The 18,027-nt window shown below is 47.9% G+C and carries 16 protein-coding genes and 1 riboswitch; of the genes, 5 read left to right on the top strand and 11 right to left on the bottom strand.

The window, feature by feature from the left end:
• From hflD to L4174_RS11500, 3 genes are all read left to right on the top strand, one after another.
• Complete coding sequence (hflD, locus tag L4174_RS11490; protein ID WP_248141002.1) at nucleotides 1–618, top strand: high frequency lysogenization protein HflD; 618 nt, start codon at nucleotides 1–3, stop codon at nucleotides 616–618.
• A gap of 73 nt (nucleotides 619–691) precedes the next feature.
• The gene (purB, locus tag L4174_RS11495) at nucleotides 692–2,059 is read left to right on the top strand and encodes an adenylosuccinate lyase (RefSeq protein ID WP_248141003.1); all 1,368 of its coding nucleotides are present in this window, start codon (nucleotides 692–694) and stop codon (nucleotides 2,057–2,059) included.
• Nucleotides 2,060–2,176: 117 nt separating this feature from the next.
• The gene (locus tag L4174_RS11500) at nucleotides 2,177–3,310 is read left to right on the top strand and encodes a cupin domain-containing protein (RefSeq protein WP_248141004.1); all 1,134 of its coding nucleotides are present in this window, start codon (nucleotides 2,177–2,179) and stop codon (nucleotides 3,308–3,310) included.
• Between the two features lie 59 nt (nucleotides 3,311–3,369).
• Here L4174_RS11500 and L4174_RS11505 read toward each other — a convergent pair whose 3' ends face one another.
• From L4174_RS11505 to moaA, 11 genes are all read right to left on the bottom strand, one after another.
• Nucleotides 3,370–5,484 carry a methyl-accepting chemotaxis protein gene (locus tag L4174_RS11505; RefSeq protein ID WP_248141006.1) on the bottom strand — a complete coding sequence of 705 codons (2,115 nt, stop codon included), beginning with the start codon at nucleotides 5,482–5,484 and terminating at the stop codon, nucleotides 3,370–3,372.
• A 171-nt stretch (nucleotides 5,485–5,655) separates the two neighbouring features.
• Nucleotides 5,656–6,645 carry a murein tripeptide/oligopeptide ABC transporter ATP binding protein OppF gene (oppF, locus tag L4174_RS11510; protein ID WP_248141007.1) on the bottom strand — a complete coding sequence of 330 codons (990 nt, stop codon included), beginning with the start codon at nucleotides 6,643–6,645 and terminating at the stop codon, nucleotides 5,656–5,658.
• Nucleotides 6,645–7,610, bottom strand: coding sequence for an ABC transporter ATP-binding protein (locus L4174_RS11515; protein ID WP_248141008.1), 966 nt, complete (start codon nucleotides 7,608–7,610; stop codon nucleotides 6,645–6,647). Before L4174_RS11515 ends, oppF begins: the two co-directional genes overlap by 1 nt.
• 80 nt (nucleotides 7,611–7,690) lie before the next feature.
• Nucleotides 7,691–8,602, bottom strand: a complete 912-nt coding sequence (gene oppC, locus L4174_RS11520) for an oligopeptide ABC transporter permease OppC (protein WP_248141695.1) — start codon at nucleotides 8,600–8,602, stop codon at nucleotides 7,691–7,693.
• 15 nt (nucleotides 8,603–8,617) lie between these two features.
• A complete protein-coding gene (oppB, locus tag L4174_RS11525; protein WP_248141009.1) occupies nucleotides 8,618–9,538 on the bottom strand; it encodes an oligopeptide ABC transporter permease OppB in 921 nt (306 codons plus the stop codon).
• Nucleotides 9,539–9,634: 96 nt separating this feature from the next.
• Nucleotides 9,635–11,266, bottom strand: coding sequence for an ABC transporter substrate-binding protein (locus L4174_RS11530; RefSeq protein WP_248141010.1), 1,632 nt, complete (start codon nucleotides 11,264–11,266; stop codon nucleotides 9,635–9,637).
• 1,264 nt (nucleotides 11,267–12,530) lie between these two features.
• Nucleotides 12,531–13,652, bottom strand: a complete 1,122-nt coding sequence (locus tag L4174_RS11535; RefSeq protein WP_248141011.1) for a porin — start codon at nucleotides 13,650–13,652, stop codon at nucleotides 12,531–12,533.
• Nucleotides 13,653–14,301: 649 nt separating this feature from the next.
• Nucleotides 14,302–14,769: a molybdopterin synthase catalytic subunit MoaE gene (gene moaE, locus L4174_RS11540; protein WP_371929341.1), complete on the bottom strand. Its 468-nt coding sequence runs from the start codon at nucleotides 14,767–14,769 to the stop codon at nucleotides 14,302–14,304.
• Between the two features lie 3 nt (nucleotides 14,770–14,772).
• Nucleotides 14,773–15,018 carry a molybdopterin synthase sulfur carrier subunit gene (moaD, locus tag L4174_RS11545; protein WP_248141012.1) on the bottom strand — a complete coding sequence of 82 codons (246 nt, stop codon included), beginning with the start codon at nucleotides 15,016–15,018 and terminating at the stop codon, nucleotides 14,773–14,775.
• Entirely contained in the window at nucleotides 15,015–15,515 is a 501-nt protein-coding gene (moaC, locus tag L4174_RS11550; protein WP_248141014.1) for a cyclic pyranopterin monophosphate synthase MoaC, read from the bottom strand. Before moaC ends, moaD begins: the two co-directional genes overlap by 4 nt.
• A 36-nt stretch (nucleotides 15,516–15,551) precedes the next feature.
• On the bottom strand, nucleotides 15,552–16,541 hold the full coding sequence (gene moaA, locus L4174_RS11555; protein ID WP_248141016.1) for a GTP 3',8-cyclase MoaA: 990 nt from the start codon (nucleotides 16,539–16,541) through the stop codon (nucleotides 15,552–15,554).
• A riboswitch (molybdenum cofactor riboswitch) is annotated at nucleotides 16,530–16,675 on the bottom strand. It overlaps the preceding gene by 12 nt.
• A 207-nt stretch (nucleotides 16,676–16,882) precedes the next feature.
• Here moaA and L4174_RS11560 point away from each other — a divergent pair.
• Complete coding sequence (locus L4174_RS11560; RefSeq protein ID WP_248141017.1) at nucleotides 16,883–17,110, top strand: hypothetical protein; 228 nt, start codon at nucleotides 16,883–16,885, stop codon at nucleotides 17,108–17,110.
• Nucleotides 17,111–17,317: 207 nt separating this feature from the next.
• Nucleotides 17,318–17,893: an LON peptidase substrate-binding domain-containing protein gene (locus L4174_RS11565; RefSeq protein ID WP_248141018.1), complete on the top strand. Its 576-nt coding sequence runs from the start codon at nucleotides 17,318–17,320 to the stop codon at nucleotides 17,891–17,893.
• Nucleotides 17,894–18,027 lie beyond the last annotated feature (134 nt).

An 18,027-nucleotide genomic window follows, 5' to 3' on the forward strand; every position in this document is an offset into this window, starting at 1 on the left:
ATGGCATATTCAATTTATGACAGGACGGTCGCTTTCGCTGGAATCTGCCAGGCTGTCAAACTGGTTCAGACCATTGCCCGGACCGGTACCTGTGACAATGATGCACTCGCGACCTGCCTTCGCAGCCTGACGGCGACCGACCCGAAAAATGTCATTGAAATTTACGGGGATGAATCCGATCTGCAACTCGGGCTCAGCACCATGATCCACGAAATCGATAACACACCGGCCGGCAGCGAAATTACCCGCTATCTGGTCAGTGTCATGGCACTGGAGCGGAAACTGGCCAGCCGCCGGGACAGCATGGCTCAGCTGGGCGATCGCATTGATATGGTCAAACGCCAGCTGACACATTTTGACCTGCTGGATGACCAGATGATCAGTAATTTAGCCAGTGTTTATCTCGACATTATCAGTCCGCTCGGTCCAAGAATTCAGGTCACAGGCACTCCGGCCCAGCTTCAGCAACAACACGTTCAGCACAAAGTCCGGGCGCTGCTGCTGGCAGCGGTCCGCAGTGCCGTGCTCTGGCGTCAGGTTGGTGGCAAACGCCGTCACCTGCTGTTTGGCCGTAAACAAATGCTGGAACAGGCCCGGATTATTCAAGCCAGAAGCTAAACCTATTTCATTGAGCATCTGAGACGGATGCTCTGTAAATCAGCTATAACCCCTTAATCAGGAGAAAGACAACATGGAACTGTCAGCATTGACTGCTGTTTCCCCGGTAGACGGCCGCTATGGTAGCAAGACCAGCGCCCTGCGCAGTATCTTCAGTGAATTCGGTCTGCTGAAATATCGCACCATCGTAGAAATTCGCTGGCTGCAAAAACTGGCAGCAACTGACGCTATCGCGGAAGTTCCAGCGTTCAGCGCTGAAGCCAATGCCTTCCTGGATCGCATTGCCGCTGAGTTCAGTGAAGAAGATGCGCAGCGTATCAAAACCATTGAGCGCACCACCAACCACGACGTGAAAGCCGTGGAATATTTCCTGAAGGAAAAAGTGGCTGAACTGCCAGAGCTGCATGCAGTTAACGAATTCATTCACTTTGCCTGCACATCAGAAGACATCAATAATCTGTCTCACGCCCTGATGCTGAAAGAAGCGCGTGAACAAGTGATGCTGCCTGAAGTACGCGGTCTGATTGATGCCATCAAAGCACTGGCAGCTGAATACCGCGAAGTGCCGCTGCTGTCCCGCACACATGGCCAGCCAGCTTCCCCGAGTACCATGGGTAAAGAAATGGCAAACGTGGCGTACCGTATGGAGCGCCAGTTCCGCCAGATTGAACAGGTCGAACTGCTGGGTAAAATCAACGGTGCCGTAGGTAACTACAACGCACACCTGTCTGCTTATCCGAACATCGACTGGCACCAGTACAGCGAAGAATTCGTCACTTCTCTGGGTCTGACCTGGAACCCGTACACCACACAGATCGAGCCGCATGATTACATTGCGGAACTGTTTGACGCCTTTGCCCGTTTTAACACGATTCTGATCGACTTCGACCGTGATGTGTGGGGTTATATCGCACTGGGCCACTTCAAGCAGAAGACCATTGCCGGTGAGATCGGTTCTTCAACCATGCCGCACAAAGTGAACCCGATTGATTTCGAGAACTCGGAAGGTAATCTGGGTCTGGCCAATGCCATCTTTGGTCATCTGGCCCAGAAACTGCCAATTTCTCGCTGGCAGCGTGACCTGACGGATTCAACTGTTCTGCGCAACCTGGGCGTTGGCTGTGGCTACGCACTGATTGCATACGGTTCGACCATGAAAGGCATCAGCAAACTTCAGGTCAATCAGGCGGCGCTGGAAGCTGAGCTGGATCAGAACTGGGAAGTTCTGGCTGAGCCGGTACAGACTGTCATGCGCCGCTATGGCATTGAAAAGCCATACGAGAAGCTGAAAGAGCTGACCCGCGGTAAACGTGTTGACGGCGAAGGTATGCGTCAGTTTATCGATGGTCTGGAACTGCCGGAGCACGAGAAAGAGCGCCTGAAAGCAATGACACCTGCCAATTATATTGGTGACGCAGTCAAACTGACAGACGAGCTGTAATCAAACCGTTTTGATACAGACACTCAAGGCCAGCGCACCGCTGGCCTTTTTTGCTTTCAGACGAAAGACTCTCATTTGCTGCTATAATCCCGCAAAATTTTTTAGACATTGAAGACTATGTATCAATTTAGCTTTTCATTCAGTGAGTTCTTGTCAACTTACTGGCAAAAACAGCCAACTGTCATCAAGGGTGGTTTGACCGATTTCGTTGACCCTATCAGCCCGGATGAGCTGGCAGGACTGGCCATGGAAGCTGAGGTCGACTCACGCTATGTCGCTCGTCAGGGTGAACAGTGGCAAGTTGAACAAGGCCCGCTGACATTCGAAAATCTTCCGGAAGATCACTGGTCTTTCATGGTGCAGGCCGCCAATCACTGGCATACCGGGGCTGCCCGTCTGGTGAAACCATTCCGTCAGATGCCGGGCTGGCTGTTTGATGATCTGATGATCAGCTATTCCACTCCCGGCGGCGGTGTCGGACCGCACTTTGATCAGTACGATGTCTTCATCATTCAGGGCAGCGGCAAGCGGCGCTGGCGCGTCGGTCCGAAAAAAGACAATTATGAAGAGTGCTTCCGTCATCCGAGTCTTCGCCAGATTACTGGCTTTGATCCCATCATTGATGAAGTTCTGGAAGCCGGTGACATCCTGTATATCCCGGCAGGTTTCCCGCATGATGGCTATGCGCTGGAAAATGCGATGAGTTATTCCATGGGGTTCCGCTCACCGAAAAAACAGGAACTTCTGAGCAGCTTTGCAGACTTTGTGATTGAAAATGAGGTGGGCGATGAGCACTACCACAACCCGGATCTGCCTGCTCGCGAAAACTATGGTGAAGTCCCAGTTGCCGAAGCGGAAGATCTGATCAGTATGATGCGAAGCTTGATGGATGATCCTGAAGCCATGCAACAATGGCTGGGCGAATACCTGAGCCTGAGCCGCCATGAGATGGATATCATCTCTGCAGACCCTTTGTGGACACCAAGCGAATTGGCGGATCTGCTGCTGCAGGGAGAGACTCTGTTCAAGATTGGCGGATTACGTGCTTTCTACCATCAGGGCAAGCCCGGCACAGTGTACGTTGACGGCGAGTGCTATCACCTGCCATCGGGCTGTGAAACAGCCGCGGACTGGCTCTGCAATCAGGATAGTTTTTCCGTCGCCGACATGGGTCCGCTGATTGAACATCAGACGCTGCTTCCCCTGCTGACTAAGTTCGTCAATATGGGCTACTGGCATCCGGCCGAATAAGCCCGCTAAAAATTAAAAAAGCCCGCAATGCGGGCTTTTCAGTTCATCAGCACAGAATGTTACACTCTGAACTGCCCGGCCAGCTCTTGCTGTTTATGGGACAAGGTTGTCAGGCGCTGACCAATGGTTGCCGAATGCTCGGCCTGGCCGAGAATCGTCTCGCTGAGTTCACGGATGTTCGACACATTCCTGTTCACTTCACCCGCGACCGCCCGCTGCTCGTCGGCAGCATGCATGATTTGCTCATTCATCGACTGAATTGCACGGACCGATTCCGTGATCCGCTCCAGACTGCTGACCGCTTCTCTGACCTGCTGCGCCGTGTCACCCGCCAGCTGATTGCCCTCTTCAATGGCTTTCACCACTTCACGGGTTCCTTGCTGCAATACTTCGATCACGTTGCGGATCTGCCCGACAGAATCCTGTGTCCGGCTGGCAAGCTGGCGCACTTCATCGGCCACCACAGCAAAACCACGGCCTTGCTCACCGGCACGAGCAGCTTCAATGGCAGCATTCAGTGCCAGCAAGTTTGTCTGCTCCGAAATCCCGGCGATCACCTGAAGGATTTCATCAATATCTTCGCTGCTACTTTCAAGCTCACGCGCAACTGGCACAGCCGTTTCCATCCGTGCAACAAGGTGATTCATTGAATCGGCAGAGGCATAAATCACCCCCTGCCCTTCAACCGCTGCCGCATCGGCATCACGCGCAGCAACAACCGCAGTTTCTGTATGACTGACCACCTGTTGTGCAGTCTGCGCCATTTCTTCTGAAGCTGTCGCAACCATATCCACTTCTTTAAACTGGGCCTGACTGCCGTCCCGGGTATGGCTCGCTACCTGTGCCGCTTCATTGGCAGTTGTGCCAACCTGATCAACTGCGATAATCACCTGCGAAATCGTGTGCTGAAGTTTATCCAGAAAACGGTTGAACCAGGTTGCCAACTCACCCAGTTCATCCTGCTGATCAACCTGCAAACGCTGAGTTAAATCCCCTTCACCCGACGCAATGTCTTTCAGACGATCTGCAACCTGACGAATCGGAGCAACCAGTTTCGCGGCCGCAAACCACAGCATCAGTAAACCTGCCGCGGCAATCACGAAACTCACCAGCAACTGAACCACAGAAGATTCATCTCGTTGCTTCTGAATAGTCTGATCCAGAGCTGTGGCTTCTGCCAGAACATTTTCCGCCGGCAATTGAATCACAACGCCCCAGGTCGTCTGACCAAGTTCCACCGGATTGTAAGCCGTCAGAGACGTTTGGTCCTGACTCCAGCCGACACGCTGCTGACCAGCCTTTAACCACGCCGGAATCGCATCCGGCAAGCCATCACTGCTCTGAAGCAGACTGCCCACGCGGCTCTCAGCCTGATCCCAGGCAACCACTGTTCCGTTCTGGCTGATCAGGGAAACCTGCCCACTGCCATGAAACAGATTCCCGTCGACAACATTAATGACTTGCTGGAGCGAATCCAGCTTGATATCAATCCCCATTACACCAAGGGCTTTACCGTTGACGATCAGCGGAATCGTGATAGAGCTCAGCAATACCTGCTCGCCGTTATCCGTTGAAAACTTCGGATCCTGTATGCAGGATTGAGCCCCTTTCAGACTGCAGGTGTACCAGTGATTCGTGCCGTTATTCGTAATTTCTTCTTCACTGATAATTCGCTGTTCCGCCTCACCACTCTCACCGCGGTACCAATACGGCGCAAAACGACCGGTTGAATTTGCCCCGACATAGGCAGCGTCGACATAATTGCCGTCTTCGCCGTCCAGCGCATCCGGTTCAAAAACAACAAAGGCCCCGTGGATGTTCGAAAAGCCATTCACGGAACGTCTTAATAATTCGGTCACAGAGCCTCGTAACTCTGAGCTGTTAGTGTAATTTTCTTCTGCGTTATATTTCAGAAACAGAACACTCTGAGCCAGCATCTCCGCCCGGTAAGACGCTTCGTCAAAAAACTGCTGAATAGAAATAGCCTGTCGTTCCGCCTGAGCTTTCACCAGTGCCTGCGACTGGCTTCTGAGTGAACTGAAAGACTGCTGGCTGACTAACTGCTGGCTTTGTCCCGAAAAATAAAAAGATAAACTTGTAAGTACTGCTGCTGTTGCCAGTAAGGCAAACCCTGCCATGAGGGTAATTTTCCACTGAACAGAGAGCGACCGCATAAAACCATCCTTGTAAGTAATATCAGTCAAAAATGTATCTACTGGTGATAACTACATCAATAAATTGTTAACAGAACACTTGAAAGTTTGAGGTTTATTCAGTGTTTCGCATGGTGCGAACAAAAAAAGCGCGGGTTTTACGCCGCGCTTAAAGCCTGTCACAGGCTTAAATCAGTGCACATTCAGACAAGACACCGCATGTACGTCATTCCCTTCTAATTGAGGTTTTTTCTGAGCACATGTATCGGTTGCCTGAGGGCAACGGGTTCTGAACACACAGCCTGACGGCGGATTCATCGGTGAAGGCAAATCACCTTCCAGTAGCTGGATCGTCTTACTCCGCTCCAGTTCAGGATCTGGAATTGGTACCGCTGACATCAGTGCTTTGGTATACGGGTGCTTCGGTTCAGCAAACAAGGCTTCTCCTTCACCAATTTCCACTGCATTCCCCAGATACATCACCATCACACGGTCTGAAATGTGCTTCACAACAGACAGGTCGTGTGCAATGAAAATCAGGCTAAGGCCCATCTCTTTCTGCAGTGATTTCAGCAGGTTCACGACCTGTGCCTGGATGGACACATCCAGGGCCGAAACCGGTTCATCACAAATGATCAGTTTCGGTTTCAGGATCAGTGCACGGGCAATCCCGATGCGCTGACACTGGCCGCCAGAAAATTCATGTGGATAGCGGTTGATCACATTCGGCAGCAAACCAACCTTTTTCATCATTTCTTTGACACGGGCTTTGACTTCATCAACCGTCAGCTCCGGGTAAAAGGTTTTCAGCGGCTCAGCAATGATGTCACCCACCGTCATCCGTGGATTCAATGATGCCAGCGGATCCTGGAAAATCATCTGAATCTCTTTACGCTTTTCACGCAACGCATTATGTTCCAGCTTCGTCAGATCCTGACCAAGCCAAACCACGTTGCCTTCTGTCGCTTCAACCAGGCCAATCACAGCACGGGCAAAAGTAGACTTACCACAGCCAGACTCACCGACGACACCCAGTGTCTCACCTTCATACAGGCGAATCCCGACACCGTCGACAGCTTTCAGTTTCATCGGCTTTGTCCAGGGCCATGCAGACTTCGGCGTAATGTTAAAGTGAACCTTCAGATCTTGAATATCGAGTAAAACTTTCTTCTCTGCTTGCATTACCAAGTCCCCACATCAGAAAAACATGCACGTAAACGACCTTCAGCAAACGGCTGCAAAGAAGGTGCTTCCTGTGAACACAGGCTGGTTGCCCGATGGCAACGCTCCTGATATGGGCAGCCGACCGGCAGACGCAGCAAGTTTGGCGGGTTACCCGGAATCGTTGGTAATTCTTCACCTTCGGTATCCAGACGAGGGATCGCTTTCAGCAACCCTTCTGTATACGGGTGAGCTGGCTGGTAGAAAATCTCATTGATTTTGCCGTACTCCATCGTACGGCCAGCATACATGACCAGAACTTTGTCACAGCTGCCGGCAACGACACCCAGATCGTGGGTAATCATGATAATTGCAGTGTTAAAGTCTGATTTCAGTTCGTTCAGCAGATCCATAATCTGTGCCTGAACCGTCACGTCCAGAGCTGTGGTCGGCTCATCCGCAATCAGCAACTTCGGACGGCACAGCAGCGCCATTGCAATCATCACACGCTGACGCATACCGCCTGAAAACTCATGCGGGTACATAGTAATACGCTTGCGGGCTTCCGGAATTTTCACCGCATCCAGCATACGCACACTTTCTTCAAAAGCTTCCGCTTTCCCCATCCCTTTATGAAGCATCAGGACTTCCATCAGCTGATCGCTGACTTTCATATACGGGTTCAGTGAGGTCATCGGATCCTGGAAGATCATCGCAATTTGTTCGGCACGAATTCTGTTCAGCTCACGCTCAGACAAATTCAGAATTTCGCGGCCTTCAAACTTGGCACTGCCGCTGATCTTACCGTTTTTGGCCAACAGGCCCATAATGGCAAATACTGTCTGGCTTTTACCAGAACCAGATTCACCCACGATACCCAAAGTTTCACCCTGTTTCAGAGAGAAATTCAGATCGTTTACTGCGGTGACAATCCCATCTTGCGTGGTAAATTCGACGCGCAGATCTTTGACTTCTAATAGGCTCATATCTTGCTTCCTTTTCCTGCCGCCATCCAGTCCTGTATTTGCAGGGAGACTGAACAGCGGCAATCAATATTGCTTCGTTTTTATCTGTCTTTTGGATCCAGTGCGTCACGCAGACCGTCACCAACATAGTTAAAGCAGAACAGGGTCAGGACCATAAACGCGGCTGGGAACATCAATTGCCAGATGGCAATTTCCATTGTCTGCGCACCTTCTTGCAGCAGTGCACCCCAGCTGGTCATTGGCTCCTGAACACCCAAACCAAGGAAGCTCAGGAAAGATTCTGTCAATATCATTTGTGGAACAAGTAATGTTGAGTACACCGCAACAATACCCAAAACGTTCGGAACGATATGACGGGTAATAATGTTCCAGCGGCTGACACCACAGACATGAGCCGCTTCGATAAACTCTTTGCTTCGCAGAGAAAGCGTCTGACCGCGGACGATACGCGCCATATCCAGCCAGGAAATCGCACCAATCGCCACGAAAATCAGCATGATATTCCGGCCAAAGAAGGTCACCAGTACAATCACGAAGAACATAAACGGAATCGAATACAGAATTTCCAGAATACGCATCATGATACGGTCTGTACGGCCACCAATAAAGCCAGAGGTCGCGCCATACAACGTTCCGATAACCACGGCAACCAGCGCACCCAGTACACCAACCAGCAACGAGATACGGCCACCAATCAACGTTCGGGTATAAAGGTCACGTCCCAGACTATCAGTACCGAATAAATGGCCTTCTTCACCAAAACTTGGGGCTGCATGCAGCGCGTACCAGTCTGTATCATCAAATGCATACTGGCTGAACATTGGACCCAGAATCACCGCCAGTGTGATCAGGGACAGGATAAACAGGCTGACCATTGCCGCTTTATTTCGTGTAAAACGGGTACGGGCGTCCTGCCACAAACTACGGCCTTCAATTTCCAGCTGTTCTGAAAACTTCTCAACCGCTTGCACGTTTTCTTTTTTAGTTAACATCATCGGTCAGTTTCCTTAGTAGCGGATTTTCGGATCGATATACGCCAGAACAATATCCACAATGGCGTTAAACAGAATGGTCAGGGTACCGATCAGAATAGTCACCCCAAGCACCAGTGAATAATCACGGTTAAAGGCGGCATTCACGAACAGCTTTCCAATACCTGGCAGACCGAAGATGGTTTCAATGACAACGGAACCTGTGATGATACCGACAAAGGCAGGGCCCATATAAGAGACCACTGGCAGCAAGGCTGGCTTCAGGGCATGTTTGACAATGATGTATGGGTAACTCAGTCCTTTTGCACGGGCTGTACGGATAAAGTTACTGTTCAGCGTTTCAATCATGCTTCCCCGTGTAATACGGGCAAAAGTAGCAACATACAGCAGCGCCATACCAAACATCGGCAGCAGCATGAACTCAATCGAGCCCCCCTGCCAGCCACCTGCAGGCAGCCATTGCATGTTAATTGCGAAGATATAGATAAGAACCGGAGCCAGAATAAACGATGGCATCACCACACCGGCCATTGCGGTCGACATGATCAGATAATCTACCCAGGTATTTTGCTTCAGTGCCGCGATGGTCCCGACGGATACACCCATCACCATCGCAAAAATAAAGGCAAAGAAACCGATTTTAGCCGAAACAGGTAAAGCGTCCTGAATCAGTTCATTCACCGTAAAGTCTTTATATTTGAAAGACGGACCAAAATCGCCATGAAGAATATTTCCAAGGTACGTGGTGTACTGCTCAAAAACAGGCTTATCCAGGCCATATTTCGCTTCAATGTTTGCCATCACTTCTGGTGGAAGCGGGCGTTCACTTGAGAACGGATTACCCGGCGCGAAGCGCATCAGGAAAAATGAGATTGTGATCAATACCAACAACGTTGGGATCGCCTCAAAAATCCGTTTTGCAACAAACTTAATCATAATTGTTACCGACTATTAGCTGTGACAGAAATGCTGCATCTCCCCCTTCTCAGAAGGAGATGCAGTTGGTCTTATTTTTTTGGTTAGTACGAGCGCTTAATTCGCTTTAATGTACAGATCTTTCGAGAAGATCTTCTCTTCCGCATTGTTATATGGGAAGCCGCCAACTTTCTGGCTTAACAAGCGAGGCTTAACGTATTGATAGATAGGTGCAATTGGCATATCTTTCGCCAGCTGTTTTTCTGCTTCTACGTACAGCGCTTCACGCTCTTCATCAGAAGTAGACTTCAGAGCCTGAGCCATGATCTTGTCATATGCTTCGCTCTTATAACGCGGATCGTTTGAAGAGTTGTTGCTCTGCATCAGCGACAGGAAGCTGGACGCTTCATTGTAGTCGCCACACCAGCCGGCACGAGTGACTTCAAAGTTACCCTGGCGTCGGTTATCCAGGTACGTTTTCCACTCTTGGTTCTCCAGCACAACCGTTACACCCAGACTCTTTTTCCACATCGAAGCGATCGCAACAGCAGTCTTCTTATGGTTTTCATTGGTGTTGTACAGCAGAGTGAATTTCAGAGGATGGCTGCTGTCGAAACCTGCTTCTTTCAGCAGTTCTTTCGCTTTTGCAACACGCTCTTTCTGAGTCATCTTCGCGTAGTCAGGCTGAACAGGATCGAATCCAGCAGTGATTTCCGGAGTCAGGAAATAAGCAGGTTTCTGGCCTTGGCCTAACAGTGCTTTAGTGATGATGTCACGGTCAATTGCATAAGTCAGTGCTTTACGAACACGAACATCATTGAATGGTGCTTTTTCGTTATTAAAGCCGTAGTAGTAAGAACACAGGTTACCCGTAATGGTCATTTCTTTCGGGTACTCTTTCTCCAGACGACGGAAATGCTCGTTCGGTACTTCGTACGTGAAGTCGATTTCACCAGCCAGGAAACGGTTCATCTCAGCAACCTGGTTTTCAATCGGCAGGAAGGTCACTTTGTTGATAACTGTGTGCTCGTTATCCCAGTAGTTCTTATTGCGAACCAATTCGATACGCTCATTCACGACCCACTTGTCCAGAACAAAAGCGCCGTTACCGACAAAGTTGCCTGGCTTGGTCCAGTCATCACCATATTTTTCAACCACTTTCTGGTTGACTGGTTTCACGGTCGTGTGGCCCATCATTTTCACGAAGTAAGGAACTGCTTCCTGCAATTCGATTCGCAGCGTGTAATCATCGTCCGCAAAGACGCCCAGCGTGTCTTTATCTTTCTTCCCGGCGATGATGTCAGCGGCATTCTTCATGGTCGTCATTTCCAGATACCATGAATATGGAGAAGCGGTGGCAGGGTCTACAACACGCTTGAAGCTATACACGAAATCGTGTGCAGTCACAGGATCGCCGTTCGACCATTTTGCGTTTTTACGAAGGTGGAAAATAAATGTGCGGTTATCTTTGGTTTCCCAGCTCTTTGCAACACCTGGAACGGTTTTTCCGTCAGCATCCTGGTTGACCAGACCTTCCAGCAAATCACGAATGACATGGGATTCAGGCACACCTTCTGTTTTGTGAGGGTCAATCGAAGCAACTTCGGTACCATTACCACGTACCAGTTCTTGCTTATCGGCCAGTTTCACACCAGCAGGAACATGTGCAGCCACTGCAGAAAAAGAAGCGGCTGCAACACTAACGCCTGCACTCAGTAATAGTGCCTGAGTAATTTTGTTCTTAAACATGCATTATCTCCAATACATTATTTCATTGCGTCCATGGCTTTCTAAGGTCAGGTTAATGATAACCGTTATCATGCATTGTTATTCCAATTATCAATGATGATTTAACCGAAGAATTGATTGGCAACTTTAACAGTAACTAACAATATTTGCCATAAAATCATCACAAAAACAGAGATCGCACCTCATAAAAACGATTAGTACAGATAAAAAATCTGAGCAAAAATAGACAAACAGAGCATTTACCCACAATATCTGGTCCAAACAGTTGATGCAGCTAAACATCCTGATAACATTAATAAAAATACACTCAAAACACATATTAATTCATTTTTGTGCTATTTTTATCCGTGGGAACATTATTGTTTGAATGCATTCAACGAGAAAGATAGGAAAGGTTGATCAATGCCCACAAAAAAAGCGCCAAAACTGACGCTTTTTGATATGAAATGACAATTATTTTCGATCAGTTTCAATGGAAAAATGTCTGTCGTCATCTCGAGGCTGCGATCGTCTTCCTTCACGCAACGTGCCGTGTGGTTCACTCATTGCATCGCCCGACGAATCACGGATTCCAATCTCTTCAAGTAATTGCTTCACTCTTTTATTCGAAACGCGTCTGTGCTTCATAACTCCTCCCAGAAAAACAGAAGATCTATGAATCAATGACTGCATCATGACACCCGTTTACAGCACATGACCATTGAGGACATTTCTGTCTGCATTGTCCGTGCAATCATCACTGTGGCAGGTCGCCACAGATAATTAACTATGGCACAACATTTCCTGCTCTGCTGAACGCTGTTTCTAAGAACAAAAATATATAAAAAAAACGCTGTTAGATTTTGTTTTCACATTAGCATTTCAACGCAATTTTCATGTATCTCAGCCGGATGTTTAGCGCTAATATCTGCGCTATTGGCAAGGTTATTCAACCAGCAGCAGTTGTACACGATGCCAATACAACCTGTTCCTGAAATTTCCGTTAGTGATTGAGAGCGAAACTATGAGACCAGCGGGTGGCGCTTCGCGTCCCAGCCCTTCACGAGTCCGTCATGGCTACATGCCACCAGCCCGGAAAGTGAAAGAAGAAAGCACAAAATAAGGTCAGTTGACGTCAGTGACTCTTATGGTAAGAAATAGCCCCATTACGGGGCTATTTTTTGTTCTTGCAATTTTATGTCCTGAAAACACAAACCCGGCGCCAGGGCACCGGGTTCAAAGGCAGTAGTCTTTGCAAGTTACAAACTGCTTTTAGCGATTGTGATTACCAGTAAACACGGTAACCAACTGCGAAGGAGTTTTCCGCATCTTTCACGCCACGTGCAACAGTAATGTTCGCTTCATTATTCTCATAAGCAAGCGTTGTACCGTCTGCGTAACCATATTCAGCATAAACACGTGACCAGCTGTTCAGATGATAAACACCGCCCAGATAGATTACGGTGTAATCTTCTGACAGACTCTTCCCTTGGTCTTTCGCATCAAAATTCGTAAACTCATAACCGCCATAGATACTTGCATTACTTGCAACGCTATATGAGGCTGCCAGCATGATGCTATCGACATCAAGCGTACGATTGACACCGTCTTGCTCAAATGAACTGTTATTATAAGTCAGACCAACAGTGGCAGGACCAAACGTACCTTCGACAGTACCTTCGAAATAAGTGTTTTTGATATCCGCAGTAACGTCAGTCTTATTTGTAACTGTCGTAACACCATCGATAGTACCGTTGTTGTCGGTATCAAGTGCTACAGTTGATGTCGTCTTATTCTCACCTACGGAGAAAGTTTTGTCGCGGTTGTAACCACCACCTAAGTGCAAGTTGAAGTTCCCGACACTTGTACCAACATACAATTCAGCTAGCTCTGGGTTTGTGTCATCCTCAGACAGACCATAAATTGAGTTTACCCAAAAGCTCTCACCTTCAAACTTGTACTTGATCGCAGAATCATGTTTACCGCCTGAAAGTTTTTCTGCAGTCAGGCCAATGCCTGTACCACCAAAGAAGTAGGAATAATCTGCCCCCCAAACATCATCAGCTGAAACTAATTGACGACCAAAAGTAAACGTACCGCCTTTTGTAGCGAAACCAGCAAAGTGCAAGCGGTTCTTAATCTCATAAGAATCTTCTTTGAACCCAAGGCTGAATTCTGCGGTTCCAATAACATCCAAGTCATTATTGACTGCATACTTAGCATTCACACCAGCGCGAGAAGAACCAGCATTCAGGGTTACATCTTTATTTTCGTATTTTTCAACTTGAGTACGCAGTTGGCCGTAAAAATCAACAAATTTTCCTTCTTCGTTGACAAGTTCATAAGCATTCGCTGCGTTGGCAATCAGTAAGGTAGGAATTGCTACTGCTAAAAGTGTCTTTTTCATTTTACATTCCTGTAACGATTTTATGTTATTCGGCCCCATCCAAGGACGACAAAAACTTAACAGGCACTGAATGAGCACGCAATAGAACATTTCAACAATAAGGTTACAAAATAGTATAAAAATCCATCAAAACCGAAAGTGTGATCACGATCCATGTGGAATGTTTAGTCATTTTTGGTGAATTATTATTTACTTGTTATGGATTTCATTAACTTTATTTTACTTTTTATTCACAAAAAGAAACAACACAATAATGCGATATGGTTATAATAAATGAAAAATATCACTTAAAAAGATATAAACTTTTTTTGGAACTTTCTGGGTCACCGGACTAACTCACACAATAAAAAAGTGTCGGTTTTCACACTTCCTGATGTTAAAACTATGTTTGCTTTTGTTTGGTGAGCATAAATTCGCAGGTAAAATGGCGGGATGGTTAAATCTGCTGTTTATGCACAGATGGAGAAATCATATGCAAAAATGATTGAAATAAAAACCCAGTAAGGGAACTAAAACAGAGGTGAAGTTATGCAGATCAAATAGAATGTAGCTTTAATATCTGGATCAATGTCAAAATAAGGTGTTTTCCCCCATCATTTCAAAATCAGAGAGGAAAACACGGCCGTAACATTCCCGCAACAACGAACAGCTACCAACGCTCCCGCGCCTGCTGGTCACTCTCCCTTGCATCGACCCAGCTTGACTTGCCTTCCCGCACTTCTTTCTTCCAGAAAGGCGCCTCTGTTTTCAGATAATCCATGATAAATTCGCAAGCCTGGAAAGCTGCCCCGCGATGAGCACTGGATACGCCAACAAAGACAATCTGATCGCCTGAAGTTAAATGGCCGATTCTGTGGATGACAGTCACCTTGAACAACGACCAGCGAGATTTCGCTTGCTCGATAATGGATGCCAGTGACTTTTCCGTCATCCCAGGATAATGCTCCAGCGTCAGGCTGGTGACTGACTCACCTAAATTCATGTCCCGGACCTGGCCGGTGAAAGTGACGATCGCACCGGCCTGAGAGTTTTGTGCCAGTAATTGATATTCGATTCCGACATCAAAATCTTCAGGCTGTACGCGGACAACATCTGTCAATAATGTATGATCTGACATGGGTTAACCTCCGGTTACCGGCGGAAAGAATGCAACTTCATCACCGTCTTTTAACAGGGTGTCTGTAGAACAGATCGTTTGATTGACCGCCGTTAACAGCTTTGTGCTATCAAGCGCGATTGCCCATTTATCTCCGCGTAATGACAAGTGCTGGCGAACTGCTTCGGCATCAGAGAACTCATTCGGCAGCTCAAGCTTATCTTCCCCCACCAACTCACGCACCTGAGCAAAAAATAAAACAGTGATCATTGTTCTGCTCCCTGAGTCTGTTGCCCGATACGGAAGTCTCCCGACTTACCGCCGCTTTTTTCAAGCAATCTTACCGGTCCGATCACCATATCTTTCTGGACTGCTTTACACATGTCATAAATTGTCAGTGCAGCTACAGACGCCGCTGTTAACGCTTCCATTTCAACACCGGTTTTACCTGCCAGCTTACAGGTAGACAAAATCCGGACCTGATTACTGTCTGGTAAAGCTTCCAGTTGCACTTCAACTTTCGACAACAGCAGCGGGTGACAAAGCGGAATTAAATCCCAGGTTTTCTTGGCAGCCTGGATCCCCGCAATTCTCGCCGTCGCAAAGACATCCCCTTTGTGATGCTGGCCAGACAAAATAAGCGCCAGCGTTGTTTCAGACATTGAGACAAACGCTTCCGCTTTTGCTTCACGAACCGTTTCCGCTTTGCCGGATACATCCACCATATTGGCTTCGCCCGACGCATTAATATGAGTCAGTTCAGTCATTTACTTCTCTTCTATTCAGATTTTCAGGAAATTTCTTCATCCGCCAATTGAGGCTAAATGCGGCGTCATCCCGGTATCACCTTCCAGCAGATAGTGGCTGACCGATTTGTCTGTCAGGCCACCGCGAATGCGTGTTATCAACGCCTCATGCTGATTATCTTCTGCGAGCAGATCGCGGAGTTCAACGCCATGATCACCAAACAGACATAAATGTAATTTTCCGCGGGCAGAGACACGCAAGCGATTACAGGTCGTACAGAAGCCTTTCTCATAAGGCATGATCAGACCAATTTCGCCTAAGTAATCGGGATGGTAAAAAACCTGAGCAGGCCCATCGTTCAGACCTCTCGGCCGGAGGAGCCAGCCATTGGCTATCAGCGTATTTCGGATACTGACGCCGGATACATGGCAGCGCTGAAACAGATCATCCATTTCTCCGGTCTGCATCAGTTCGATAAATCTGAGCTGGATTGGGCGATCTTTAATCCAGGCAAGAAACTGCGGTAGCTGCTCCGCATTCATGCCTTTCAGCAGCACAGTGTTCACTTTTATCTGTGCAAAACCGGCCTCAAAGGCAGCATCAATGCCGGCCATAACCGTATGGAACAGATTCTCACCGGTAATCAGATGGAACTGACGCGGATCCAGACTGTCAACACTGACATTGATTTGCGTCAGGCCGGCTTGTCGCCATTCATGAACATGCTTTGCCATCCGGTATCCATTGGTGGTGGTTGCCACCTTCTCGATACCGGGCTGAGAAGCAACTGTATGGATGATGTCTTTGAAATCACGTCTCAGGCTGGGTTCTCCCCCAGTCAGCCTGACCTTGGTTGTCCCACAGTCAGCAAATGCCTTGGTCACTCGACGGATTTCATCCAAAGTCAGAAATGAAGGTTTCTTTCCTTGCTCAGGATGGTACCCGTCCGGCAGACAATAGGTGCATCTGAAATTACAGACGTCAGTAATGGATAAGCGCAAATAGTAGAACTTGCGCTGGAAGCTATCTTCAAATTGTTGAGCCACGGAACACCTTTCCAAATACGGGAGGCGAGCCCATTTCTGAACTTGCCCTGAGTGAAGCAGCGTGCAGCTGCTCACTGGCGACAACCTCATATCACGGATGACTTAGAGGGGGCCGCTCGGAGTTATGATGGCAGTTATGCGTATATGTCAGAATATTTTACAAAGAACTGTCACACTCTTTACAGAAAACACACAACAGCGTTGTAAATTCACACTACCAGAGATTAGCTCTGATTGACAAATAATTGAGAATTACCTTTTTAAGTCTACCCCTAGCTCAAGGATGCGACAATACTACTAAGGAGTAATCTTGTTGACCGGTACGAGTCAAGGGGGAATTTATGTCAGACATCGTTGAATCCGCGACTGTTGAAGACATTGCATTGTACTTACAAAGGGAAGAAGGCATAGATGCAAAGCTTGCCCGTACGCAAGCCAGACAGGTCATCGATAGTTTCATTGATATGCGTTCTAAAGGGCTCATCAAAGGCTGGTACTTTGACGAGCAGAATCACCTTGAGCTGCTGCCCAGTGATGCGGCGATGAAAATCATCGCCAATCAGAAATAGTTCTGAGATTGCACGCGAACATCTTGCTGAGGACGCAATTTGCAGATTGATTTTGCAGAATGCAAAGCGATTTGCATGTCAGAACAATGACATTTCTGTGACTGTCCTGCTGTGGGGTCGAAAATCCGGCATCTAAATTGCAGTGTTTATATGAAGCAACGTCGATAAGACAAAAAGTCCAATGAAAATGACAAATTGGAGCCGACTATGAGTGACATGATCCCACTGATATTTCAACAACGCCATATCCTGCCTGGCGGTCGGATCCCGGTACGAATCCCACCTGGCAGCCAGATGGAAACATTTAAAGTTGCCCTGGCATCAGAAAATGGGTTTGGTATCTGCATGTTTGACGAAGATGAACATGGCCAGCACTTTTGTTATATCGGCACGCATGTCACTGTTGAAGATTTTGACATCTCCAGTGAAGATGGTGCCCTGATCGCGACCTTATACGGACATAACAATTTCAGAATCAAATCGCTGAACCAGGCTGATAACGGCGTTTTTTACGCAGAGCCTGAAGACATTCCTCAGTGGCCGGATATGACGCTCAATAAAGATCAGCAGCAACTGGCAGACAAACTGAAAACCATGTTCAAGAATCATCCTGAGCTGGATAAATTGCATCAAACGAAGTATCTCAACAATTTAAGCTGGTTATGCCAGCGCTGGCTGGAGTTGTTGCCAATGCCGGCTTTCCAGAAACAGGCATTACTCACATCGCCTGATTGCCTGGACACTTATGATTATCTGCAAAGCATTATGCAACAAAACCATTAAGTAATTCCGGCGGATCAGTCATGACAGAGCGCATGACTGGCTGCCAAACTTCCCTGCTTGTCACCCAATTTATCCAATGCCCTTTCCTCACTGTCCAGCCTTGAGTACACTGTTCCGGACCCCTTGATTACCTA

The organism is Photobacterium sp. CCB-ST2H9, from assembly GCF_023151555.2.
Classification (GTDB): Bacteria; Pseudomonadota; Gammaproteobacteria; order Enterobacterales; family Vibrionaceae; genus Photobacterium.

Excerpts from the sequence above, each read along its gene's own strand:
- hflD (WP_248141002.1), top strand. The coding sequence starts at position 1 with ATGGCATATTCAATTTATGACAGGACGGTCGCTTTCGCTGGAATCTGC.
- purB (WP_248141003.1), top strand. The coding sequence starts at position 692 with ATGGAACTGTCAGCATTGACTGCTGTTTCCCCGGTAGACGGCCGCTAT.
- L4174_RS11500 (WP_248141004.1), top strand. The coding sequence starts at position 2,177 with ATGTATCAATTTAGCTTTTCATTCAGTGAGTTCTTGTCAACTTACTGG.
- L4174_RS11505 (WP_248141006.1), bottom strand. The coding sequence starts at position 5,484 with ATGCGGTCGCTCTCTGTTCAGTGGAAAATTACCCTCATGGCAGGGTTT.
- oppF (WP_248141007.1), bottom strand. The coding sequence starts at position 6,645 with ATGCAAGCAGAGAAGAAAGTTTTACTCGATATTCAAGATCTGAAGGTT.
- L4174_RS11515 (WP_248141008.1), bottom strand. The coding sequence starts at position 7,610 with ATGAGCCTATTAGAAGTCAAAGATCTGCGCGTCGAATTTACCACGCAA.
- oppC (WP_248141695.1), bottom strand. The coding sequence starts at position 8,602 with ATGTTAACTAAAAAAGAAAACGTGCAAGCGGTTGAGAAGTTTTCAGAA.
- oppB (WP_248141009.1), bottom strand. The coding sequence starts at position 9,538 with ATGATTAAGTTTGTTGCAAAACGGATTTTTGAGGCGATCCCAACGTTG.
- L4174_RS11530 (WP_248141010.1), bottom strand. The coding sequence starts at position 11,266 with ATGTTTAAGAACAAAATTACTCAGGCACTATTACTGAGTGCAGGCGTT.
- L4174_RS11535 (WP_248141011.1), bottom strand. The coding sequence starts at position 13,652 with ATGAAAAAGACACTTTTAGCAGTAGCAATTCCTACCTTACTGATTGCC.
- moaE (WP_371929341.1), bottom strand. The coding sequence starts at position 14,769 with ATGTCAGATCATACATTATTGACAGATGTTGTCCGCGTACAGCCTGAA.
- moaD (WP_248141012.1), bottom strand. The coding sequence starts at position 15,018 with ATGATCACTGTTTTATTTTTTGCTCAGGTGCGTGAGTTGGTGGGGGAA.
- moaC (WP_248141014.1), bottom strand. The coding sequence starts at position 15,515 with ATGACTGAACTGACTCATATTAATGCGTCGGGCGAAGCCAATATGGTG.
- L4174_RS11560 (WP_248141017.1), top strand. The coding sequence starts at position 16,883 with ATGTCAGACATCGTTGAATCCGCGACTGTTGAAGACATTGCATTGTAC.
- L4174_RS11565 (WP_248141018.1), top strand. The coding sequence starts at position 17,318 with ATGAGTGACATGATCCCACTGATATTTCAACAACGCCATATCCTGCCT.